This window comes from Streptomyces sp. NPDC002463 (assembly GCF_042889835.1).
Classification (GTDB): domain Bacteria; phylum Actinomycetota; class Actinomycetes; order Streptomycetales; family Streptomycetaceae; genus Streptomyces; species Streptomyces nymphaeiformis.
Genome location: NZ_JBIARL010000020.1, coordinates 125,534 through 146,281, shown reverse-complemented (window position 1 = coordinate 146,281; position 20,748 = coordinate 125,534). Strand labels below are relative to the sequence as shown.

The following is a 20,748-nucleotide window of genomic DNA, read 5'->3' as shown; positions in this document are numbered from 1 at the left end:
GGCCGCGGGGCGGCGGGACCGGCAGACAAGGGGTTCGGGGCTGCCTCGGACATGACCGCCCTCCTTCGGAGTGTGGGCCGGACTCCACCGTCGCATCCGGACCGGTCCTGTCCGGAGGGTCCGAGCGGGCCCCTTCGGGGGCCGACCGGCTCATGTGTCGCCGGAGGGCTCAGCGGAGCCTGGTGGACGAGGACCGAGCGACGCGCGACAGGAAGTGGGTGGGCGCCATGAAGGCACTCGTCTTCCAGGGACCTGGCCGGATCGCCTGGCAGGAGGTACCCGACCCGGTCATCGAGGACCCTGCCGACGTGATCGTCCGGGTCGACGCCGCCACCATCTGCGGCACGGACCTGCACATCCTGAAGGGGGACGTGCCGGAGGTGACCGCCGGCCGGGTCCTCGGACACGAGGCGGTCGGCACGGTGGTCGAGACCGGAGGCGACGTCCGCACGGTACGTCCCGGCGACCGCGTCCTGATCTCCTGCATCACGGCCTGCGGCAGGTGCCGCTTCTGCCGCGAGAGCCGCTACGGACAGTGCCGCGGCGGAGGCGGCTGGATCCTCGGCCACACGATCGACGGCACCCAGGCCGAATACGTCCGCGTGCCCTTCGCCGACCTGTCGGTCCATCCGCTGCCCGACTCGATAGACAGCTCCGATGCCGTCCTGCTCGCCGACATCTTCCCCACCTCCTATGAGGTGGGGGTGCTGAACGGTGCCGTGCGGCCCGCCGACACGGTCGTCGTCGTGGGCGCGGGCCCTATAGGTCTCGCCGCGATCGCCACCGCCGGGTTCTACAGTCCAGGCCGTGTCATCGCCGTCGACCTGGCCGAGTCGCGGCTGGCCGCCGCCCGCGCCCTCGGTGCCGACGCCACGGTGAACGCGAGGGAGGAACCGGAACAGCTGGTCGCGGATCTGACCGACGGCCTCGGTGCCGACGTCGTCATGGAGGCCGTCGGCGTTCCGGAGGCGTTCGAGATGTGCACGCGGATGGTCCGGCCCGGGGGCCGGGTCGCCAACATCGGCGTCCACGGCAAGCCGGCGGTGCTCCACCTCGAAGACCTGTGGATCAAGGACGTCACGATCACCACCGGTCTGGTGGACACCTCGTCCACACCCATGCTGCTGCGCATGATGGCCAGCGGACGGCTGCCGTCCTCGTCCCTCGTCACCCACCGTTTCGAGCTGGGGCAGATGGAGGAGGCGTACGACGTCTTCGGGCGAGCGGCGGATACGGGCGCCCTCAAAGTCGTGCTCGGCGGGGCGTAGGACGTGCCGATGACCGGCCCCCACCACCGTCCGGCGCGGAGCGCTCCCGTGGATGGCCGAGGCCCCGGATCCCGCCCGCTCCGCGCACTCGTTCTGGACACGGACGGCGTGCTCCTCGACGCGGCCGGTCTCCTCGCGGTGATCGTGGATGGCGAGGACGCCGCCCGGCTCGGCCTCGCCGGCAAGCCGGATCCCGTGCTCTGCCTGTGGGCGGCCGCGCTCCTGGGCATCCGCCCACAGGAGACCGTGGTTGCCGAGGACGCTCTCGCCGGAGTCGAGGCTGCGTGCTGCGGCGGCTTCGGTCTCGCCGTCGGTGTCGACCGCACTCCGCTGCGGAGCGCGGCCGGTCCCCTGCGAGAACAGGGCGCCGACCTGGTGGTTCCCGATTTCACCACGCTGGCGCGGAGGGTGTGGGGGGAGCGCGGATGACCACCGGCTGGGTATGGAGGTACGACCGGTACGACCCGGAACGCGAGCCGCTGGTCGAAGCCCTCTGCACTCTCGGCAACGGCCGGTTCGCCACTCGGGGCTCCGCCCCCGAGTGCACTGCCGGGACCACTCATTACCCGGGGACCTATCTGGCCGGCGGCTACGACCGGCTCACTTCGGTCGTCGCGGGCGAGCGGGTCGAGAACGAGGACCTCGTCAACCTTCCGAACTGGACGCTTCTGCGCTATCGCTGCCTGCCGGACGACGGGCCGGCCGGAGACTGGCTGACGCCCGACGCCGCAGAGCTGCGCCACTACGACGTCCGTCTCGACCTGCGCGAGGGTGTGCTCACCCGGAGCCTGTTCTTCGAGGACGCACGCGGGCAGGGTCTGCGCGTCAGCCACATCCGTGTCGTTCACATGGGGGACGCCGGGCTCGCGGCTCAGTGCACCCTGTTCCGCGCCTATGGCTGGAGCGGCGCCGTCGAGGTGCAGTCCGTCCTGGACGGCACCGTCACCAACGCCGGAGTCGAGCGCTACCGACACCTTGACGGGCGCCATCTCAGGGACCAACGGACCGGATTCGAGCCTGACGGTGTCGCCTGGATCTCGTGCCGTACCGTCGACCCGGGCATCAGGATCGCCATGGTCGTGCGCACGGTCACCCACCCTGCGCGGCCCGTGCGGGAGGCGGCCACCAGGACCGGCACCGTGCAGACTTACCACCTGCCGATCGTTCCCCGCCGCTCGGTGATCGTCGTGAAGACTCTGGCGCTGCACACCTCGATGGACTGGCCTGCCGCCGACCCGCTCTCGGCGGCCACCGACGCGATCGCTCGTGCTCCTTCCTTTCCCCGGCTGCTCTCGGCCCACAAAGCGGCCTGGCAGCGCGTCTGGGAGCAGGGTGAGTTGCACGTGCCGGGGGAGGCGGGCCGCATCCTGCGGCTGCACATGTTCCACCTGCTGCAGACGCTGTCCCCGCACACGGCGGACCTCGACGTGGGTGTGCCCGCGCGCGGCCTTCACGGCGAGGCGTACCGGGGGCACGTCTTCTGGGACGAGCTCTTCGTCCTGCCCTACCTCGACCTCCACTTCCCCGAGGTGGCCCGGGCGCTGCTCATGTACCGGCACCGTCGGCTGCCCGCCGCCCGTGCGGCCGCCCGCCTCACCGGTCGCCAGGGGGCCATGTATCCGTGGCAGAGCGCGAGTTCGGGCCGGGAGGAGACCCAGGCCCTGCACCTCAACCCGCGCTCAGGACGCTGGCTGGCCGATCATTCACGGCTCCAGCGCCACGTGGGCTCGGCCGTCGCGTTCAATGTCTGGCAGTACGCGCAGGCCACCGGCGACCGCGGATTCCTCCACGCCGCCGGGGCGGAGATCCTCCTTGAGGTCGCCCGCTACTGGGCCGGGGCCGCTGACTTCGACCCGGCCCTGCGGCGCTACCGGATCCGCAGGGTCGTGGGACCGGACGAGTACCACGACGCCTATCCCGGTGCGACGGTCCCGGGCATCGACGACAACGCCTACACCAACGCGACCGCCGCCTGGGTGCTCGCCCGTGGCCTCGACCTGCTCGGCGAACTGCACGAGGCCCGTCGCTCGGAACTGGCGGAGCAACTGTCGCTGGACGACGGCGAACTCACTCGCTGGGAGGACGTCTCCCGCCGCCTGTACGTTCCGTTCCACCAGGGCGTGGTGAGCCAGTTCGAGGGATACGGAGACCTGGAGGAGCTCGACTGGGAGGCGTACCGGGCCCGGTACGGCGACATCCGCAGACTCGACCGGATCCTGGAGGCCGAGGGCGACACGGTCAACCGCTACCAGGCGTCGAAGCAGGCCGACACCCTCATGCTCGGCTACCTCTTCAGGCCCGAGGAGCTGTACGGCCTGTTCGGCCGGCTCGGCTACGCGCTGGACGACGAGATGTGGCGTACGACCGTCTCGTACTACCTGCAGCGCACCAGCCACGGCTCGACGCTCAGCAGCCTCGTCCATGGCTGGGTCCTGGCCCGGCAGAAGGGAGCCGGAGCCTGGCGGTACTGCGAGGAGGCCCTGCTCGCCGACGTGGCCGACGTCCAGGGAGGCACGACCGGCGAGGGCGTTCATCTCGGCGCGATGGCCGGCACGATCGACCTCGTCGAACGCGGGATCACCGGCCTGGAAACGGGACCGGAGGGGCTGCGGGTGGCTCCGGTGCCGCTTGCGGAGATCCCACGGTTCACTTTCACCCTGTGCGTCGGCCGTCATCGAGGCGTGCGTCTGCGGATACTGCCCGGGCGGCTGGCCGTCCGGGTTCCTGCCTCGCCCGAGGGCCCGCTCGCCGTCGTGCTGCCCGGCGACCGGAGGGTCACTGTCGCACCCGGACAGGAGCGTTGGTTCCGTATGTGAGAAGTGGCTGCGTCCGTGAGAAGCGGTTCAGTCGAAGCTGAGCACCTCGGAGACGGGCCGACGCGGCGTGGTCCGGCCTTCGGGGCCGTAGCCCAGGCGGAACACCATGTGGACGAAACTGATCGTCGAGCTGGGATCGCGTGCGTCGAAGCGGAGTTCGGGCCACTCCAGGGGCTGGGACATGAGGGAGGTGGCGAGACCGTCGAGGGTGGCCTGCAGAAGGACGCGTTGCATGGCCTGGCCGGCCTTCAGCCACTCCTCCGGAGTGTCCTCGGCCGTGCCGAGCAGCGCGATCTGCGGGCTCTTCTCGAAGCGTGCCGAGACCCGGCCGGGAACCTGTCGGGGGGCGCCGAAGTCCCGTACGGGGGAGGTCACGTCGTACTGCCGTGGGCCGAAGGCATACGCGGGGATGCCCTCGGTGTCGGAGCCTTCCCCGGTCGCGCCTGTGCGTGTCCACGCGGCGATCTCCGCGCGTACGGCCTCGTCCGCTGCTTCGAACAGTTCGGAGGCGTGGACGAGATCCATGACGGTGTCGGTGTGCCACGCTCCGGGTACGACGAGTCGGCAGCCTTCGAGGAGGGCTGCGGCGCGGAGCCCGTCGATCACCTCGGAGGGGATCCGCTCCTCGGTGAAGGGGAAGCGGCTGGTGTGCCGCCGTGCGAGGGCGCCGTGGAGCATGCCCAGTTCGCTGTCGGCGTCGTCGGGGCCGTCGATCCGTACGTCGGCGAGATGCCAGGGACCGTCGGGGGAGGGCAGCAGCCGAACTGCCGGATGCAGGGCTCGGTGCGCGGCGGCGACCCGCAGATTGAACAGGGCGGCGCCACAGCCGAGGTGGAGGGCGCGGTGGTCGGGGTCCTCGTGGGGCATGGCGCGAGCGTCGTCGCCGTGCAGCTCGATGATGCCGGAGCCCGTCTTGGCGACGAACTTCCAGGGCTGTGCGTTGTGCATCGAAGGGGCCGTGACGGCGTCTTCGATCAGCGACGTCACGAGCGGTCGGGTCAGAGCGGTGGTAGACACGGTTCGTCCTGTCTGCGGTGAGTCACCAAGAGATGTCGTGCGGAGTCCGGGTGGGCGAGGTGAGGCGCGTGTCGTCCTCGTGGGAGGACAACCGGTCCACGACGGCAACGACGCCGTCCACGCGCTCGGCCAGTCCGACGATCATCAGGGCCTGACTCCGCCGCCGGACGCGGCCGGCGAGCGTCACCACGCCGTCGAGGACGTGCACGTCCACCGCGTCCCCGGGCAGGTCCATGGCATCCGAGAGGACGTCCTCACGGATGCGGCGCCGTATCTCCGCGTCCGGGCGGAGGTAGACACAGAGAAGATCGCGGCGGGTCACGATGCCCACCAGTCGCTCCTCCTCGTCGACCACGGGAAGGCGCTCTACCCCTCGGCGCACCATCAGTCGTGCAGCGTCCGCCACCGTCTCCTCGGCGTGCACCGTGACGGCCGGCGTGGTCATCAGGTCCCGCGCGGTGAACTCGTGGCGGGCCAGGAGGTCGCTCTCGGACACGACTCCGACGACATGGTCGTCTTCGTCCATGACGGGAACTCCGCTGATGTCGTGCTCGGCAAGCATCTTCGTTACCTCCCGGAACGACGTCACGGGGGTTGCGGAGACCACGTCGTCGGTCATCAGATCGCCGACCTTCATGTGCTTCATCGCCACGCCTCCTGTTCGGGGGTTCGGACGGTGCGCTGTCCCGCGTCACCCACCCTCCAACGCACGCTCCGGGGCGGCGAGGGCCGAATGGTCCACCGTCAGGACCGAACGGTCTCGTCACCGCAGGCCGCGGGCTCCTCCTCGCCCGGGTGGGACGTTTGGCCCCGTCATTGACCCCAGCGGCCCTCCGGCTGCCCGCGACCGGATGCGAAGGTGGAAGCAGTCCCTCGGACCGTGTGAGGAGGAGCCATGGACGCATCCACCGCCCGTCCCGGCCTCGGCAGGGTCGTCGTCGGCGCCGACGGATCACCATCCGCGCGCACGGCGGTGATGTGGGCGGCGGCGGAGGCGGTCCTGAGGGGCGGCACTCTCTACCTCGTCCATGCGGTGGACACGGACCCACCAAGCCCGTTTCTGTCCCAGGCGGAGATCCTCAGGAGTCGGCAAGCGGGGCAGGAACTGCTCGACCGGACGGCCGAGGCGGTCACGGCGCGCCACCCCGAGCTGACGGTCGTCAAGGAACTCACCGACGGCTCAGCCCCCGACGGTCTGCGCCGAGCCGCCGCCCTGACCGGCACGATCGTCGTCGGACACCGAGGCCTCGGAGGGTTCTCCGCGCTGTTGCTCGGATCGGTGGGGCTTGAGGTCGCGGCCGGCGCCACCACGCCCGTGGTGGTGGTGCGCGGTGCAGCGGAGCCCGGCGTGGTTCTCGCCGCGGTCCGGGACGAGCACGACATGGGCTGCGCCCGTGCGGCGGCCCACGAGGCCCTGCTGCGAAAGGTGCCTCTGCGGCTCATGCACGTGTGGGGCGTGGGGCTGTCCGCCGGCTCAAGGGCCGCCCCGAGTAACGGCGGCGAGGAGATCACCCGCGATCACGTACGTGCGATGGCTTTTGTCTCGGACCTGATCCGCGAGGAGCTTCCCGAACTCACCGTGCACGCCGACGGCCAGAAGAGCCGCAGCGTGCCCGGAGCCCTCGTCGACGCATCGCACCACGCCGACCTTCTGGTCATCGGCGGTCGACGCTCGCCCGGATACCTCGGACCCACCCTCGGCCGGACCACGCTGAGCCTGTTGCAGCACGCCCACTGCCCCGTGGAGCTCATCCCTCGGCAAGGGCCTGGACACGGGAGCACGTCATGACACGCACCACGGACCGACGGGCCGTCGTGATCGGTATCGACCCGGTCAAGAACTGGCACCTTGCCCTTGCCTGGGCCGCGGACGAGGCGCACCTGCGGGGAACGGCACTGCGCCTGGTGGTCGCCGTCCCACCGCAGCACGACACCCAACATGTGGACGACACCCCTCGCCAGCTGGCACAGCGGCAGGCCGGCACGGAAGTACTGCGCACCGCACTGGCCTGGGCGCAGGCCCGGCAGCCGGGCGTCACGGTCACCTCCGCCCTCCTCGACGGGGTCCCGGCAGGAGTCCTGTCCGACCTATCACACGAGGCCGGCCTGATCGTGCTGGGCTCCCGGCATCTCAGCCGTACCGAGGAGTTCCTGAGCGCCGGTTCCCTGGTCCTACCGGTCACCGCGAAGGCGCACTGCCCGGTGGTGGTCGTAGGCGACGCGGAGCACATCACGCAGGAGACGCCCTACCTCGCGGTCGGCGTCGACGGCAGTGAGTCCTCACGGGCCGCCCTGGCCTGGGCCTTCGAGGAAGCGGACCTCCGGCGCTGCGCACTGCGCGCCATCGCCGTCTGGCAGCCCCCCGTCTTCTCCCTGCACAGCGGCGACACGCTGTTCCACACCGAGCGCCGACTGCTCTCCGAGACCACGGCCGGATGGTCGCAGAAATACCCCGACGTCCGGCTCACCCACGAGGTACTCATCGGTTCCCCCGTGGAGATGCTCGCGGACGCCGCCGAGCACGCCCTTGGTGTCGTCGTCGGCCGTCGGGGCCGGGGTGGATACACCGGGATGCGCGTCGGCTCCGTCGTCCACGGGCTGCTGCACCGTGCCCACTGTCCGGTGATCACAGTCCCCGTCGTGTGAGCCCGCCGTGACGACGTCAGCAGCGGCTCGGACACCCCTGCCCGCCGGAGTGGCAATGGGCCTCACCGAGGCGGAGGCCGCCCGGCGACTGGCCGACACGGGCCCCAACGAGGTGGCCGAGAGGAAGCCCGTACGGCTCCACAGGCGGGTCCTGGCCCAGCTGACCGATCCGCTGATCATGGTGCTCCTCGGGGCCGTCGTGCTCACCCTCGCGATCGGCGACCATCCCGATGCGATCGTCATCGGCATGGTCGTCCTCGTGAACACGACCGTCGGCGTGGCGCAGGAGATCAGGGCCGACAACGCCGTCTCCGCCCTCTCGGCCCTCACCGCGCCGCACGCGCGCGTGCGGCGCGACGGCGCCGTCCGCGACCTTGCGGCTGCGGTGATCGTCCCCGGTGACGTCCTCCTGGTCGGTGAGGGCGACATCGTCGCCGCAGATGCCGAGCTTGCCGAGGCCTCCGCCGTCCTGGTGGACGAGTCCATGCTCACCGGGGAGTCCGTGCCCGTCGACAAGGATGCCGGTGCGACCCTGAGCGCGGGCACGGTCGTCGTCCGGGGCCGGGGCGTGGCCACGGTCACGGCGACCGGGGCGTCCAGCGCGCTCGGCCGCATCGCGGCCCTTCTCGACGAACGTCGCGAGCCGACCCCGCTGCAGCGCCGACTCGCCGCCCTCGGGCGCATTCTCGCGGCCGTGACGCTCGCCCTGTGCGTGCTGGTCTTCGCCCTTGGCCTCGTACGGGGGCTCCCGCTCGGCACGATGGCCGTCACCGCCATCAGCCTGGCTGTGGCGGCGGTCCCCGAATCCCTCCCCGCCGTCGTCACCCTCGCCCTCGCTCTCGGTGCCCGGCGCATGGCCGCCCGGCACGCCCTCGTACGGCGGCTGCCCGCGGTCGAGACGCTCGGCTCCGTATCCGTCCTCGCCACCGACAAGACCGGCACCCTGACCGAAGGCCGCATGGTCGTCCAGCACGTCTGGACACCACGCGTGAGCGCCGAGCTCACGGGCGTGGGGTACGAACCCGAGGGCGAGGCCCTCATCGCCGGGCGGCCGGCGGAAGCGGACGAGCTCGAACCCCTGACGGAACTCCTCACCGTGACTGCCCTGTGCAACGACGCCACGCTGCACCCGGCGGACGACGGGGCCTCCGGCAGCCGCTGGACGGCCTTGGGCGACCCCATGGAAGCCGCCCTGCTCGCGGCCGCGGCCAAGACCGGCTGCCCGAATCCAGAGGAATTGGCGGTGACCCGGCCCCGGGTCGGAGAGGCGCCGTTCGACAGCCTCCGCAGACGCATGACCACGCTCCACACGACCGGCGAAGACCGGGTGCTCGTCTGCCTCAAGGGCGCCCCCGAAGCCGTACTCGACCCGGCCGTCCTCCGCGATCACGCGGACGCACTCGGGGCGGCCCACCGGGAGGCCGCGCGCCTGGCTGCCCGGGGATTCCGTGTACTCGCCGTGGCATCGGGCCTGCGGGACGACATCCCGAGCCCGGTCACCGAGGCGGAGACGGGACTCGCGCTCCTCGGCCTCGTCGCGCTCAGCGACCCGCCCAAGCCGCACGCCGCCGCCACTCTCGCCTCCTGCCGCGCGGCCGGCATCACCCCCGTCCTCATCACCGGCGATCACCCGGCGACGGCACGGGCGGTGGCGGCCCACGTCGCCCTCTTGGGCGACGGCGAAGAGACGGACGGCCGTGTGGTCACGGGGGCGGACCTGGCCGCGGGGCGCGTAGCCGATCTGACATCGGTCCGGGTGTTCGCCCGTACGGACCCCCAGCAGAAGCTGGACATCGTGGAGGCGTGGCGTGCCAGCGGAGCGGTGACGGCGATGACCGGCGACGGGGTCAACGACGGGCCCGCCCTTCATCGGGCCGACATCGGCGTCGCCATGGGGGCGCGCGGAACGGAGGTGGCGCGGCAGGCCGCCGACCTCGTCCTCACCGACGACGAGCTGTCGACGGTCGTGGCGGCCGTCGAGGAAGGACGGCGGGTCTACGACAACATCCGGCGCTTCCTCGTCTACGGCATGGCCGGCGGCGCCGCCGAGATCCTCGTCATGCTGCTCGGTCCGCTGCTCGGTCTGCCTCTGCCCCTGCGAGCGGGCCAGATCCTGTGGATCAACCTCCTCACGCACGGCCTCACCGGCGTCGCCATGGGCGCAGAACCGGCCTCGCCGGGAGCGATGCGACGGCCGCCACGCCCACCGGACCAGCACATCCTCGGCGGAGGTGCCTGGCAGCGCCTGCTCGTCCTCGCCGCCGTCGTCACGGCAGCCACCCTCGGTGCGGGAATCGCCGCCCAGGCACTCGGTCTCGCCTGGCAGAGCGTCCTCTTCCTCGCCCTCCTCGCCGCTCAGCTCGGCGTGGTCCTGGGACTCCGCGTCCGACTGTTCACCCGCAAAAACCCGTTCCTCCCCCTGTCCGTGCTCGCTTCCGCGCTGCTGGGCCTGGCGGCGCTGTACGTGCCCTTCCTGAGCTCGGTTCTGGAGACCGAGCCGCTCGGCTGGGCGGGCGTCGGCCTGGCCGCCGCCGGTGTCCCCGCCGGGTTCTTCGTGGCGCGGCACCTCCGTACCGCCTTCCACGGGACGCGTCCGGCTGGAGCATCCGGGGCACCGGATCTACCGTGAGGGAGTGTCCGTCGGGCGAGGACCGTTCGCTTGACGTGACCGGAGGTGGTTATGGCGCGGGAGGGTCCGGGGCCGGAGGACAGCAGGCTTCCGCGGCTGCGACTCGACCAGCTGCTCGATGAGCTCCAGGCGCGCATCGACGAGGTGCGGGGTACCAGGGACCGCCTCAACGGACTCCTTGAAGCCGTCATGGCCGTGGGCCGGGAACTGGACCTGCCCCAGGTGCTCAGGGACATCGTGGAGGCGGCGGTCACCCTTGTGGACGCCGAGTACGGCGCTCTGGGTGTCATCGGCGACGACAGCAAGCTCTCCGAATTCGTCCCCATCGGCATCGGAGACGACCTCCGGAAGCAGATCGGAGCCCTGCCCTCGGGCCACGGCCTGCTCGGTGAGCTGATCCGCAACCCGAGACCGCTACGGCTGTCCGAGCTGTCCGAGCATCCCGCCTCGTACGGGTTTCCGCCGCACCATCCGCCGATGCACACCTTCCTGGGCGTCCCGATCCGCATCCGCGGCGAAGTCTTCGGCAACCTCTACCTCACCGAGAAACGCGGAACGGCCGACTTCGACGCCGAGGACGAGGCGGTGGTGACGACCCTGGCCGTCGCCGCCGGCATCGCGATCGACAACGCCCGCCTCTACGAGGAGGGCAGGCTCAAGCAACGGTGGCTTGCCGCGAACTCCGACCTCACCAGTGCCCTTCTGTCCGGCGCGGAGGAGACCGAGGTCCTCGACGGGATGCTGGAGCGGGCAGTGGACATCGCGGGCGCAGACATGGGCGTCTTCTACCTGGTGGGCGCCGGCGGTGAACTGCGGGGCTCGCTCGCCCGCGGTGAGGGGGCCGAAGCGCACAGGGGCGTCGTCCTGCCGACCAGCGAAGGAACCCTGGCCGAGGTCGCCCTCGCGCAGGAGGGCTTGGTCACGGTCGGCGACGTCGAGAACGAGCCGCGCATCAGGGTGCAGCCCGAACGATGGAAGGGATTCGGGCCGGTGGTGGCCGTCACGGTCGGCACCAAGGAGCGACTCAGCGGGGTGCTGATCCTCGCGCGGCGCCACGGGCGGCCCGCGTTCACAGGCTCGGAGATCACCGCTCTGCCCGGATTCGCGGGGCAGGCGGCCCTGGCGCTCGAACTGGCCGACCGGCGCCGCGACGCCGAGCAGGTGAGTCTGCTGGAGGATCGCGACCGGATCGCCCGTGACCTGCACGACCTCGCGATTCAGCGCCTGTTCGCCACGGGGATGACGCTGCAGAGCGCCCGGCGGTTCGTCGAGCACCCGGAGGCCGTGGACCGGTTGACCCGGGCGATCGACGACCTCGACGCCACGATCAAGATCATCCGGTCGACCATCTTCGGGCTCCGGGACCACGGCACGCCGGGCACGGCCCCGAAGCTGAGGAACCGGGTGGCCAGGGCGGTGGACGAGGCCGCGACCACGCTTGGATTCGCCCCAGCCCTGCGGATGGAGGGCCTTCTCGACACGGACGTGCCCTCTGAGGCGGCCGAGGAGGTAATCGTGGTCATCGGTGAAACCCTCACCAACGTGGCCCGGCACGCGCGGGCCCGCCGGGCCGAGGTGTCGGTGGTCGCCGCCGACGGCGTGCTGGCGGTGACGGTGAGCGACGACGGCGTGGGCATACCGCAGGGCGGCAGGCGCAGTGGACTGCGGAACCTGTCCGAACGGGCCGAGCGGCTGGGCGGCACCCTGTCGGTCCGCGCGCGGGTGGAGCCCGGCAGCGGCACGGTACTCGAGTGGCGGATCCCGCTGCAGACCGAGCGGGACTGAGCTACTTCTCCTCGGCGTCGTGCTCGTGGGACTGCGCGGCGATGACGGCGGCCTGTACGCGGCGTTCCGCACCGAGCTTGCCGAGGAGCCGTGAGATGTGGTTCTTGACGGTCTTCTCCGACGGATAGAGTCGCTTGGCGATCTGCCGATTGGTCAGCCCCTCGCCGATCAGTTCGAGTACGGACCGCTCCCGCTCGGACAGCACCGTGAGCCGCTCGTCCTCCGGCGGCTTTGCCGCTTCCGGGTCTCGAAGCGAGTGCATCAGCCGCGCTGTGGTGGCCGGGTCCAGCATCGACTGCCCCGTGGCCACGGTCCGCACGGCCGACACGAGGTCCGATCCCTTGATCTGCTTGAGTACGTACCCCGCCGCGCCCGCCATGATCGCGTCCAGCAGGGCGTCCTCGTCATCGAACGACGTCAGCATCAGACACGCCGGCTCGGGCATCCGGGACCGCAGCTCCCGGCACACGGAGATGCCGTCGCCGCCCGGCAGGCGTACATCGAGAACCGCAACGTCCGGCCGCGGGGCAGGCCCCCTGGCCAGCGCCTGCCCCGCCGTTGCGGCCTCGCCGACCACCTCCATGTCGGGCTCGTCGTCGATCAGGTCATGAAGGCCCCGGCAGACGACCTCGTGATCATCGACGAGGAACACCCGGGTGAGTGCGGCGGCTGTCGGCAGATCGGTCATGGCGACCCCTGTGGTCGGTCGGGTGGGTGCCCGCCCCCACAAGGACTGTCCGTCATGGAGCGTCTCAAAGAGCACCGAGATCCATGCGGACGTCGACGACGCCCTCCACAGCTCGTACTGCGCGTGCGACCAGCGGCACCATCGACCGGTCGGAGAGCGACCCACGGATCGTGGCCACACCGTCCGCGACCGTTACATCGAGCCCCACGGGGGCGGCCGACTCGCCGAGGACGGAGAGGCGGATGTCCTCCTCGATCTCGGCGTCCGTACGAAGGAACACCTTCAGCAGATCGCTGCGGCTGACCACACCCTCCAACATGCCGACTCCGTTGACCACGGGCAGGCGTTTTACCCTCCGCGTCGCCATGATCCGTGCCGCTTCCGCGAGCGTTGCGTCGGGATGGACGGTCACGGCCGGGCTGGACATGAGTTCCCCGGCCCGTACGGCTCCGGCCTTGGACGCCGCGGCGAACTCGTCCGGGCGGGGCTCGTCCGTGCGGAACTCCTCCTTCGGCAGCAGATCGGCCTCCGACACGACCCCGACCACCCGTCCCTCCCCCTCCAGAACGGGCAAGGCGCTCACCTTCCACTGGTCCATGAGCGCGACGATCTCCTTGTACGGCGCGTCACGCCCGATGGCGACGGCGGTGTGGGTCATGACGTCGCTGACGTTGTAGCGCGAGGCGGTCATCACGTTCTCCCAGAGGAGTAAAGATCTACAGGCCGCTCCCGTGCGGCGCGTAGAGATCCAGCAGCCGTACACGGGCGGAGAAGAGACGGTGGGCGAGCATCTGTCCGACGAAGTGGTCCAGGGCGAGGCCGAAGCCCGGATCGGCGTCCATCATCATGCGCACGGTGGACGCGTCGAACTCGTCTGCTCGTACCCGCGTCATGGCTTCGGCTCCGAAGTGCCAGCGGTACGGCTCGAACAGCCATGACCAGCCGAGCAGTTCGCCGGCGTTGACGCTGTCGACCACGGCGGGCCGCTTGCCGGGGACGCGGACGTCCAGGGTGACCGTGCCGGTACGGACGATCCAGAACCGATCGGCGTATCCGCCTTCCTCGAACAGCCGGGTCCCTTCAGGGAAGTCCACCGGGCTGGCGCACTGCAACAGCCGTTGACGCTGGTCGGCGGAGAGAGCTGCTGTGAGCCGTGGGTTAGGGGTAGTGCTCATCGGCGACCTCCGCATCAGTGTCCACTCCAGTCTGGCCGCGGTCCGTGTCGGAGAGGAGGGCCGGATGGCCCCCTCGGGGTCCTGTTCGGCCCGTGCGAGGCGTGTCAGACCCGACTCCGGCGTCCCGCCGTGTGCGGCACGCAACGGATTCATGAGCACAAGATCGATGCCGACTGTGCGACCTTCCGGCACGTGTCGGACAAGGCCGCCTGCGCCGGGTTGCATGGAGGGGGTGTCGCGCCCTGGCTGACGGAGCACGGCTTCGCCGACCGCACCTGAGTCCAGGGCGGGGCCGGCGAGTGCTTCGGCCAGGATGTGCACGGACTTGACCTCCGCCTCACCGCCCGGTGCTGGCCGTGGGTCTTGGTCGTCACGTTGGCCGGTGGCATTCCCTTGTGGGTCAGTCAAGCGACCTGGAGGGCCGCGCCCCACGCCCTCGCGCGATCCCGTTCGCCGGCGCGCAGCGGCCCATCGATCTCCTCGATGATGAATCCCTCCGGTTCCGCGACGAGTTCATAACCATGGCCGCGCAGCCGACGTGCGATGCCGCTGGCGGCGGCGCCCGCCAGGGGCATGTCCGCCCTGGTGTCGAAGGCCGCGGCGGCATGAGTGCCGGTGTGGGCCTTCGGGAGCGTGTCGTGGAACCAGCCGCGGACGCCAGGGCCCTCGGCGCCCTCCTCGGGGCTGAAGGGGCGCTCCTTCTTCTCGGCTTCTTGCTTCTCGGCCTTCAGCCCCATCTTCCGGCTCATCCCGGTGGTCATGCCCCGCATATGGGTCGGCCCGCCGACGACCAGCAGGTCGGTGGCACCGATGCGCTCCGGCAACGCGTCGACCACTGCCACGCACTCGACCTCGGCGTCCGGGTGCGTCTCCTTCACACCCTCTCCGATCGCGTCAGCGATCTCGCGCGTGTTGCCGAACAGGCTCTCGTACACGATCACAGCACGCATGATGACTCATCTCCTCAGGTGCTTCCTTCTTCGGTCTCCGCTGCCGCTTCGATCGCCCGCAGTGCTCCACGCAGCACGATGTCGACGCCTGGGAAACCAGCGTCCAGTAGCGGCCGAACCGCGTGGTGGAAACCGGGTCGGTTGCAAGCGGTACGCGTTTCGTAGGTCTGGAGGGATCGCCGTGCCCCGTAGGGGTGGACGACGAAGGCGGCGGCCATCTTCGCCCCGCCGGGCTCCTCGAAGCCCGGGTAGTCACCAGGTTCGACACGGCGCCATTCGATAGTGGGCTTCCGCACCTTGCCGCCCCCTCCGAAGACGATCTTGCGCCCCGTACGCTCTCCCAGGGCGACCCGGGGTTGGGCCTCCAGGTCCCCCTGATCACCAGCTGTGGCGGCTTCGAGCAGCGGCGAGTGTTTGGACAGCATGTCCAGATCACGGGCTGCGCCGTACACCACGTCCGGCGCGGCGGCGATCACGGCGCACTCCAGGCGGGAGAACCGGAACTCGGGCAGAGCCGTGTCGAGCAAGTGAGGCTCGCCTGCCGCGAGAACGCTCGGCTGGGTATTCATGTAGACCTCCCAGATCCGACACCACCAGTCTGGTCCACACGACAGGCATCTCGCTGGGGTCGAACGGTCCCCAGTCGCATCGCCGACGTCGGCGCCCGCTCCAGGGCGGCAACGGCATCCCCCTGCGCCGACCTGTGCGGAAGAATGCCAGGCCCATATCAAGGCGGTGACCGCGAACGTTCCGCTCGGCCGGTTCGGCACCGTGGCTTTGTCGGTCAGTGGCGGGTTCTGGCACAGATCTTGGGGAGTCGTCGCGGAGCGTCATCCAGTGTTCGAACGAAAGGCGGCCGGGTCCGACTGCGATCGATCTTGACGTGCCCGACGTGTGTGATGTCGAGTTGACGGTGAGAAGTGGCACCAGTGCATAGGGGATCGACATGTTCATAGCGGAAGAGGGCGTTTTCGATCCTGCTGAGGTGCTGAAGCTCTACGACTCGGTCGGCTGGGAGGGCTACACCAACGACGTCGACAAGCTCTGTCGCGGTCTCGTGAACTCTCACCTCGTCATCACGGCACGAGACGGATCGGGATCCCTCCTGGGACTGGCCCGGACCGTCTCCGACGACGAGCACATCTGTTACGTCCAGGACGTCGTGGTCAATCCGGCGAACCACAGGCAGGGGGTCGGCCGCGCGCTGGTTGAGCACTTGATGCGGCGCTACTCTCACTGCCGATTCTTCCTCCTGTCCACGGACCACGAGGCGTCACCAGAGGGCAGCCGCAACCACGCGTTCTACCGGAGCCTGGGCTTCCTGTCCTACGAGGAAAAGAAGATGGCAGGCTTCGGACTGCCAAGGAACCGCCCTGACCTGCGCGATACAGCTCCATAGGCAAAAGATCTTGAGGAGTTACGGAATGCTACTGGAGCAGGATCAACTTGCGGAGTAGATCGAACCCAGCTCGTCCATAGAGCTGTCGCTTGATCTTCTTGATGCGGTTGACGGCGCCCTCGATGCTGCCGGAGCTCCAGTCGAGAGTAAGGCCGGCGGTCACGGCGTCGAAGTCTCGGCACAGGTGCAGTGCAAAGCCGGTGAGGCCGGGCAGCCGGCTGGCGTCGACGGCGTCGATCCAGGTGGGAAGTGTGGAGCCGAGACGGTCGGTGAGCATCTCGCCGAAATCGCGGACGTGTCCGGCCGCCGTGTCCAGTTCGGGGCAGCGGGCCAGGACGTCCTTCAGCCCGGCCAGGTCCTCCTCGCTCAGGGTCACGGGATGCCGGGTGAGCCAGCCGGTCACCTGCCGCACCGTCGGCGGCCGCGGCGGTGCGGCGGACGGGACCCCGCGCAAGGTGGCGATGTGGGCACGGACCATGCCGTAAGTGACCGGGGCCTGCTCGGCGACCAGCTCGCCGTGCAGTTGGGTGACGCTGGTGCATCCCTCGGCGAATCGCCCTTCCAGGCAGGACTTGTAAGGGTCCAGCCTGCTGGGCCGGGGCCGGTTCTCGCGGATGGTCTCCTGCCAGCATGCGGCGTTCGCGTACCGGAGCACGGTGTTCAGGACCCAGCCCAGGTGCCGGGCGATCGCCCGGCGCGAGTGCCCCTGGGCAAGCATCTCGTGGACCAGGGCGTGTGCGGACTTCTTCCGCTCGGCCCGCCGACCAACGGGCTCCGCGTCGTCCTGCGGCCGACAGGAAGCTCCTCCGCTGATCTCCGGCAACACGCTGCTGGGCGACGGATTGCGCAGACAGTCGCGATGGGCGGCGACGCAGGTCTCCACGGCCCGGCCGAGGCCCTGCCACAGATGGAACCGGTCAGCGACCTGCAGAGCATCGGGTGCACCGCGCCGGGCGCCCTCGGCGTAGGCGCCCGCCCGGTCCCGGCAGATGATCTCCACACCGGGATGACGGACCAGCCAGGCGGCCAGCGGCCCGGCCTCACGCGTCGGCAGCACATCGACCACGCGATGGCCTTCGACACTGGTCAAGACGGTGGAGTAGGTCTGGCCGCGGCGGATCGCGAAGTCGTCCACCCCCAGCACCCGCGGAGTACTGAACCGCGGATCGGGCAACGCCATGACCCTCCGGAGCAAGGTCATCCGACCCGCGCCGAAGCCCAACTGGGCAGCCAGCCGAGCGCCGGCCCGCCCCGCCAGGGCAAGCCCCACCCGTTCCAGGGCGCGGTTGAGCCGCGTGGTGAACCGCGCGTGCGGGACAGTCAGCCGGGAGAAAGGCTCGGCGAACGTCCGGCGCGGGCAGTCCGCCGACCCGCAGGTGAAACGCCGGACCGTCAGCCGGATCACAAAGCCCTGTTCAGCGAGCGGAAGGTCCTTCAGTCTGCGCTGGTATCGGTCGTGGACTCGGTCCGAGAAGCGGCCGCAGTCAGGACATACAGCCCCGGCGGCGCGGCCTCTCGCCACCACCTCAACCGTGCCGAACGCGACCGCAACCGCCTCGACCTCCACCTCGTCGATCCCCTCGAACACCAGCGAGTCCCAGAACGGTGCATCGATCTGCATGACCAGCACCATCACCGTCCACGGCCGACCAGAGCAGCGAACGGAATGCACCTGAGGGAGCGTCACTTCCGGCCGTCAGGCGCGGCGGCGTACGCCGTCTCGCACGAGCCAGTCCCTCGCAATCGAACACCGAGGTAACACTCCGCGACGGCTCCCCAAGATCTGTGCCAGAACCCCGTTCTCACCTACGCAGCCAGCACCGTGAGGAAGTCACTTCGGATATCCGGTTCCTCATATCTGAGCAGGCCAGCTATGTCACCGATGCCGGCTACGCCGTCGAGGGAGGCGTCAGGCTCTGGCGCGCGCGGGCTGGCACTCACGCCCCTGCGCCCCGACGTCGGCGAGCTGGAATGGGCCTGGCCAGTCGCGGCTTCCCCGTCAGCCTGGGCTCGGGCCCGTCCGCCGCCTGGACCGCAGGGGGCCGAGTGGGGTGGTCGTCACGCGCCCTCCGCTCCAGCGCCGCCCTGGGTTCGGTGGCCCGCGATCTCGGCCATCTCGCGCGGCACCTCCTTGGGGTCTGTCCGATGGACAGGGCCTTCGGCTTTAAGCGGCGCCTTCTGTCACCAGTCCCATCGCCGCCGGGCGCGTGCCGGGCGGGGCGGCTCCTCGAGGCAGCTCAGCTGCGGGTAGGGCGGGAGGGCAGGTGATGGTGCGCAGCCACGGGTACCGGCCCCAGGCGGTCTGGAGGATGGGCCGGCGGCGGACGGATTCGGCGGCCGTGGCCGAGAGCAGGCCCGCGCTGAGGGCGCACAGGGCGTCCGGGACGTGGCTCCACTCGTCGGCGTGAAGGGTCAGCAGCCAGCAGAAGGCGGAGGTCAGCGGCAGGAAGACGTCCTTGAGGCGGTCCAGGGAGCGGGAGGAGCGGCGCGGCGCGGGCGTGTCAGTCCGAGCAGGGGGCGAGCGTGGGGGTGGCGGCGAGCAGGACGGGGTGCGCGGTCTGCGGCTTGTCGAATTCGGGGGAAGTGAGAGAGGAGGTGGCCGGATGCGCGACTTCGGACCTTCCTCGCTCGGTTCCGGCTCGTGGGCGCGCCTGGTGCGGCCGTTGCCGCCGTGCCCGCCGACCGGCCGTCGACCCCGCCGCAGAACTCGGCCCGGTGCTTTCCCGGCTCGCGGGCGTCCAGGAGGAGGCGTCGGAGATCCGCGCCAGGGCCGGGGACGCGGTCGCGGCCATCGTACGGGGGCGGCCCGACAGGCCGCCGACATCGTGGCCGACGCCCAGGAACAGGCAGGTCGGATGCGTGCGGATGCCGTGACTTCCGCGCCGGCCGCGCCCGCCGGTGAGGAGATCACCCTTCTCGCGGCCGGCCGGAGCGCGGCGGAGCAGGTGCGTACGCGGGCCGGCGAGCGAATCCCCGGTCTTGCCGACCGTGTGGCCGGGTACGCGCTCGGCCGCCCTGACGGCGTGGGGAACGACGCATGGGCGCCGGGTGGGTCGCCGGTGTGAACAGGGCCAGATCTCTGACGTCCCAGCGGCTGGGGGCGCCGCCACCAGGGAGCTGGCCGTGAGCCCGTCCCTCCCGTATGCCCTGCACAGCCTGTCCGGCTCGGCATCGCGTTGCTCACCGTGTTCGTCGGGGACGAGGAGGTCGGATCGTGTTCTTCGTTGATCGTCGTGATGCCGGCCGGCAGCTGGCCGACCGGCTGGGACATCTCAAGGGAGCCGAGGTGGTGGTGTCGGGTCTGCCCCGTGCTGGGGTCTCGGTTGCCGCAGAGGTGGCCGATGCGCTGGGCGCGCCACTGGATGTCTGCCTGGTGCGGAAACGGGGCGTGCCCCTCCAGCCGGAGTCGGGCACGGGAGCGATCGGCAAGGGCGGCGTACGCGTGATTGGCACAGGGGCGACGGCGCGCGCGGCCTGCCAGATCGCCCGTGCCCGCGGGGCCGCACGGATCGTTCTGGCGGTCCCTGTGGCATCGCACGACTGAACGGCACGGCTCGGCATCGCCCACTGGCTCCCGCCGATCCACCCAGGCGCCTGTACCGCCGTGCGGTGCTGCGGCTGCCGACCGGTTCCGACCGCCCTAGCATGGAGGCCATAGGGCAGGGAGTGGAAAGCCACCGAGTTCGCCCCGCGCCGCGCGCGCAGGCATGCCACTCGACAGGCGCCGCCCGTATCCCGTCACTTCTGAATGAGCGGACTGCTCTCGGTACCGGCCACGGTGTCGCTGAGGCGTGCCCATCATCCCATGCGGCGCAGGGGAGTCACGTACGGACCGGAAGGGGAGACCCATGCCCGCCACCACCCACCACCCCGACTTCGAGCACGCCACCCACACCGCGGACATCTGGCTGAAAGCAGTGTCGGAAGCCCTGGCACTGAGGGCCGCCACGCAGCCCACAGGATGCTGCGGGCCTGGCTGCACACGCTCCGCGACCGGCTCACCGTCGATGTGGCCGCCCACTTCGCCGCCCAGCTCCCCGACCTGTTGCGGGGCGCCTACTACGACGGCTGGGATCCCAGCACTGCACCGGTCAAGTACGACCGCGAAGGTTACGTCAACCGCTTCGTCCAGGAGGCCAAGGTCACCGCCGAGGAAGTGCCCCGCATCGCTCCTGCCGTCACCGGCGTCGTACGCGAGCATGTCTCGCCCGGACACCTGGAGGCGGCACTGGAGCAACTGCCGCACGACATCCAGGCACTCATCCTCCAGCCGACTGGCTGATCGGTGGTGCGGGTTCGTGTCTGCCGGCATGGCGTCAACTGTGTGGAAGTCCAAACCACTTGAGTCCCGCTTGTGAGGTCACTTGCCCGCTTC

At 70.4% G+C, this 20,748-nt stretch carries 17 protein-coding genes and 1 pseudogene; 10 read left to right on the top strand and 8 right to left on the bottom strand.

The features are described 5' to 3' along the window. Nucleotides 1–227 precede the first annotated feature (227 nt). Genes ACFYX3_RS32965 through ACFYX3_RS32955 form a run of 3 tightly spaced genes read left to right on the top strand, consistent with a single transcriptional unit; the run spans nucleotide 228 to nucleotide 4,084 of the window. The gene (locus ACFYX3_RS32965; RefSeq protein WP_389021384.1) at nucleotides 228–1,268 is read left to right on the top strand and encodes a zinc-dependent alcohol dehydrogenase family protein; all 1,041 of its coding nucleotides are present in this window, start codon (nucleotides 228–230) and stop codon (nucleotides 1,266–1,268) included. A 48-nt stretch (nucleotides 1,269–1,316) separates the two neighbouring features. Then, on the top strand, nucleotides 1,317–1,697 hold the full coding sequence (locus ACFYX3_RS32960; protein ID WP_389021355.1) for a hypothetical protein: 381 nt from the start codon (nucleotides 1,317–1,319) through the stop codon (nucleotides 1,695–1,697). Next, a complete protein-coding gene (locus ACFYX3_RS32955) occupies nucleotides 1,694–4,084 on the top strand; it encodes a glycoside hydrolase family 65 protein (protein WP_389021352.1) in 2,391 nt (796 codons plus the stop codon). Before ACFYX3_RS32960 ends, ACFYX3_RS32955 begins: the two co-directional genes overlap by 4 nt. Nucleotides 4,085–4,111: 27 nt before the next feature. Here ACFYX3_RS32955 and ACFYX3_RS32950 read toward each other — a convergent pair whose 3' ends face one another. Both ACFYX3_RS32950 and ACFYX3_RS32945 read right to left on the bottom strand, forming a co-directional pair. Continuing rightward, on the bottom strand, nucleotides 4,112–5,101 hold the full coding sequence (locus ACFYX3_RS32950) for an Acg family FMN-binding oxidoreductase (RefSeq protein WP_389021349.1): 990 nt from the start codon (nucleotides 5,099–5,101) through the stop codon (nucleotides 4,112–4,114). 22 nt (nucleotides 5,102–5,123) lie between these two features. Next, nucleotides 5,124–5,747, bottom strand: a complete 624-nt coding sequence (locus tag ACFYX3_RS32945) for a CBS domain-containing protein (RefSeq protein ID WP_389021346.1) — start codon at nucleotides 5,745–5,747, stop codon at nucleotides 5,124–5,126. Between the two features lie 249 nt (nucleotides 5,748–5,996). On the opposite strand from ACFYX3_RS32945, the gene ACFYX3_RS32940 reads away from it, so the two are divergent. The 4 genes from ACFYX3_RS32940 to ACFYX3_RS32925 are packed head-to-tail and all read left to right on the top strand — an operon-like array spanning nucleotide 5,997 to nucleotide 12,161. After that, entirely contained in the window at nucleotides 5,997–6,890 is an 894-nt protein-coding gene (locus tag ACFYX3_RS32940) for a universal stress protein (protein WP_389021343.1), read from the top strand. Next, nucleotides 6,887–7,747: a universal stress protein gene (locus ACFYX3_RS32935; RefSeq protein WP_389021340.1), complete on the top strand. Its 861-nt coding sequence runs from the start codon at nucleotides 6,887–6,889 to the stop codon at nucleotides 7,745–7,747. Before ACFYX3_RS32940 ends, ACFYX3_RS32935 begins: the two co-directional genes overlap by 4 nt. 55 nt (nucleotides 7,748–7,802) lie before the next feature. Continuing rightward, nucleotides 7,803–10,376 (top strand): cation-translocating P-type ATPase, encoded by a 2,574-nt coding sequence (locus ACFYX3_RS32930; protein WP_389021335.1) that lies wholly within the window; start codon nucleotides 7,803–7,805, stop codon nucleotides 10,374–10,376. Between the two features lie 51 nt (nucleotides 10,377–10,427). Then, on the top strand, nucleotides 10,428–12,161 hold the full coding sequence (locus ACFYX3_RS32925; RefSeq protein WP_389021330.1) for a GAF domain-containing protein: 1,734 nt from the start codon (nucleotides 10,428–10,430) through the stop codon (nucleotides 12,159–12,161). Between the two features lies 1 nt (nucleotide 12,162). Here ACFYX3_RS32925 and ACFYX3_RS32920 read toward each other — a convergent pair whose 3' ends face one another. From ACFYX3_RS32920 to ACFYX3_RS32900, 5 genes are all read right to left on the bottom strand, one after another. Further along, nucleotides 12,163–12,849 carry a response regulator gene (locus ACFYX3_RS32920; protein ID WP_389021326.1) on the bottom strand — a complete coding sequence of 229 codons (687 nt, stop codon included), beginning with the start codon at nucleotides 12,847–12,849 and terminating at the stop codon, nucleotides 12,163–12,165. Between the two features lie 64 nt (nucleotides 12,850–12,913). Beyond that, nucleotides 12,914–13,540: a CBS domain-containing protein gene (locus ACFYX3_RS32915; protein ID WP_389021322.1), complete on the bottom strand. Its 627-nt coding sequence runs from the start codon at nucleotides 13,538–13,540 to the stop codon at nucleotides 12,914–12,916. 25 nt (nucleotides 13,541–13,565) lie between these two features. After that, the gene (locus ACFYX3_RS32910) at nucleotides 13,566–14,024 is read right to left on the bottom strand and encodes a Crp/Fnr family transcriptional regulator (RefSeq protein ID WP_389021318.1); all 459 of its coding nucleotides are present in this window, start codon (nucleotides 14,022–14,024) and stop codon (nucleotides 13,566–13,568) included. Between the two features lie 404 nt (nucleotides 14,025–14,428). Further along, a complete protein-coding gene (locus ACFYX3_RS32905; RefSeq protein WP_389021315.1) occupies nucleotides 14,429–14,965 on the bottom strand; it encodes a flavodoxin family protein in 537 nt (178 codons plus the stop codon). A 23-nt stretch (nucleotides 14,966–14,988) separates the two neighbouring features. Further along, complete coding sequence (locus ACFYX3_RS32900; protein ID WP_389021312.1) at nucleotides 14,989–15,543, bottom strand: hypothetical protein; 555 nt, start codon at nucleotides 15,541–15,543, stop codon at nucleotides 14,989–14,991. A 377-nt stretch (nucleotides 15,544–15,920) separates the two neighbouring features. Between ACFYX3_RS32900 and ACFYX3_RS32895 the strand changes: the two genes are divergently transcribed. Further along, a complete protein-coding gene (locus tag ACFYX3_RS32895; protein WP_389021309.1) occupies nucleotides 15,921–16,373 on the top strand; it encodes a GNAT family N-acetyltransferase in 453 nt (150 codons plus the stop codon). Between the two features lie 28 nt (nucleotides 16,374–16,401). Here ACFYX3_RS32895 and ACFYX3_RS32890 read toward each other — a convergent pair whose 3' ends face one another. Then, entirely contained in the window at nucleotides 16,402–17,994 is a 1,593-nt protein-coding gene (locus tag ACFYX3_RS32890; RefSeq protein WP_389021306.1) for an ISL3 family transposase, read from the bottom strand. Nucleotides 17,995–19,587: 1,593 nt separating this feature from the next. Here ACFYX3_RS32890 and ACFYX3_RS32885 point away from each other — a divergent pair. Beyond that, nucleotides 19,588–19,914 (top strand): annotated as a pseudogene (locus ACFYX3_RS32885) (phosphoribosyltransferase); the annotation flags it as partial. A 207-nt stretch (nucleotides 19,915–20,121) separates the two neighbouring features. Next, nucleotides 20,122–20,655 carry a DUF2267 domain-containing protein gene (locus ACFYX3_RS32880; RefSeq protein WP_389021303.1) on the top strand — a complete coding sequence of 178 codons (534 nt, stop codon included), beginning with the start codon at nucleotides 20,122–20,124 and terminating at the stop codon, nucleotides 20,653–20,655. The last annotated feature ends 93 nt before the right edge of the window (nucleotides 20,656–20,748 follow it).

Excerpts from the sequence above, each read along its gene's own strand:
- ACFYX3_RS32925 (WP_389021330.1), top strand. The coding sequence starts at position 10,428 with ATGGCGCGGGAGGGTCCGGGGCCGGAGGACAGCAGGCTTCCGCGGCTG.
- ACFYX3_RS32945 (WP_389021346.1), bottom strand. The coding sequence starts at position 5,747 with ATGAAGCACATGAAGGTCGGCGATCTGATGACCGACGACGTGGTCTCC.
- ACFYX3_RS32915 (WP_389021322.1), bottom strand. The coding sequence starts at position 13,540 with ATGACCGCCTCGCGCTACAACGTCAGCGACGTCATGACCCACACCGCC.
- ACFYX3_RS32965 (WP_389021384.1), top strand. The coding sequence starts at position 228 with ATGAAGGCACTCGTCTTCCAGGGACCTGGCCGGATCGCCTGGCAGGAG.
- ACFYX3_RS32880 (WP_389021303.1), top strand. The coding sequence starts at position 20,122 with ATGAGCGGACTGCTCTCGGTACCGGCCACGGTGTCGCTGAGGCGTGCC.
- ACFYX3_RS32940 (WP_389021343.1), top strand. The coding sequence starts at position 5,997 with ATGGACGCATCCACCGCCCGTCCCGGCCTCGGCAGGGTCGTCGTCGGC.
- ACFYX3_RS32930 (WP_389021335.1), top strand. The coding sequence starts at position 7,803 with ATGGGCCTCACCGAGGCGGAGGCCGCCCGGCGACTGGCCGACACGGGC.
- ACFYX3_RS32935 (WP_389021340.1), top strand. The coding sequence starts at position 6,887 with ATGACACGCACCACGGACCGACGGGCCGTCGTGATCGGTATCGACCCG.
- ACFYX3_RS32955 (WP_389021352.1), top strand. The coding sequence starts at position 1,694 with ATGACCACCGGCTGGGTATGGAGGTACGACCGGTACGACCCGGAACGC.
- ACFYX3_RS32910 (WP_389021318.1), bottom strand. The coding sequence starts at position 14,024 with ATGAGCACTACCCCTAACCCACGGCTCACAGCAGCTCTCTCCGCCGAC.
- ACFYX3_RS32895 (WP_389021309.1), top strand. The coding sequence starts at position 15,921 with ATGTTCATAGCGGAAGAGGGCGTTTTCGATCCTGCTGAGGTGCTGAAG.
- ACFYX3_RS32900 (WP_389021312.1), bottom strand. The coding sequence starts at position 15,543 with ATGAATACCCAGCCGAGCGTTCTCGCGGCAGGCGAGCCTCACTTGCTC.
- ACFYX3_RS32920 (WP_389021326.1), bottom strand. The coding sequence starts at position 12,849 with ATGACCGATCTGCCGACAGCCGCCGCACTCACCCGGGTGTTCCTCGTC.
- ACFYX3_RS32890 (WP_389021306.1), bottom strand. The coding sequence starts at position 17,994 with ATGCAGATCGATGCACCGTTCTGGGACTCGCTGGTGTTCGAGGGGATC.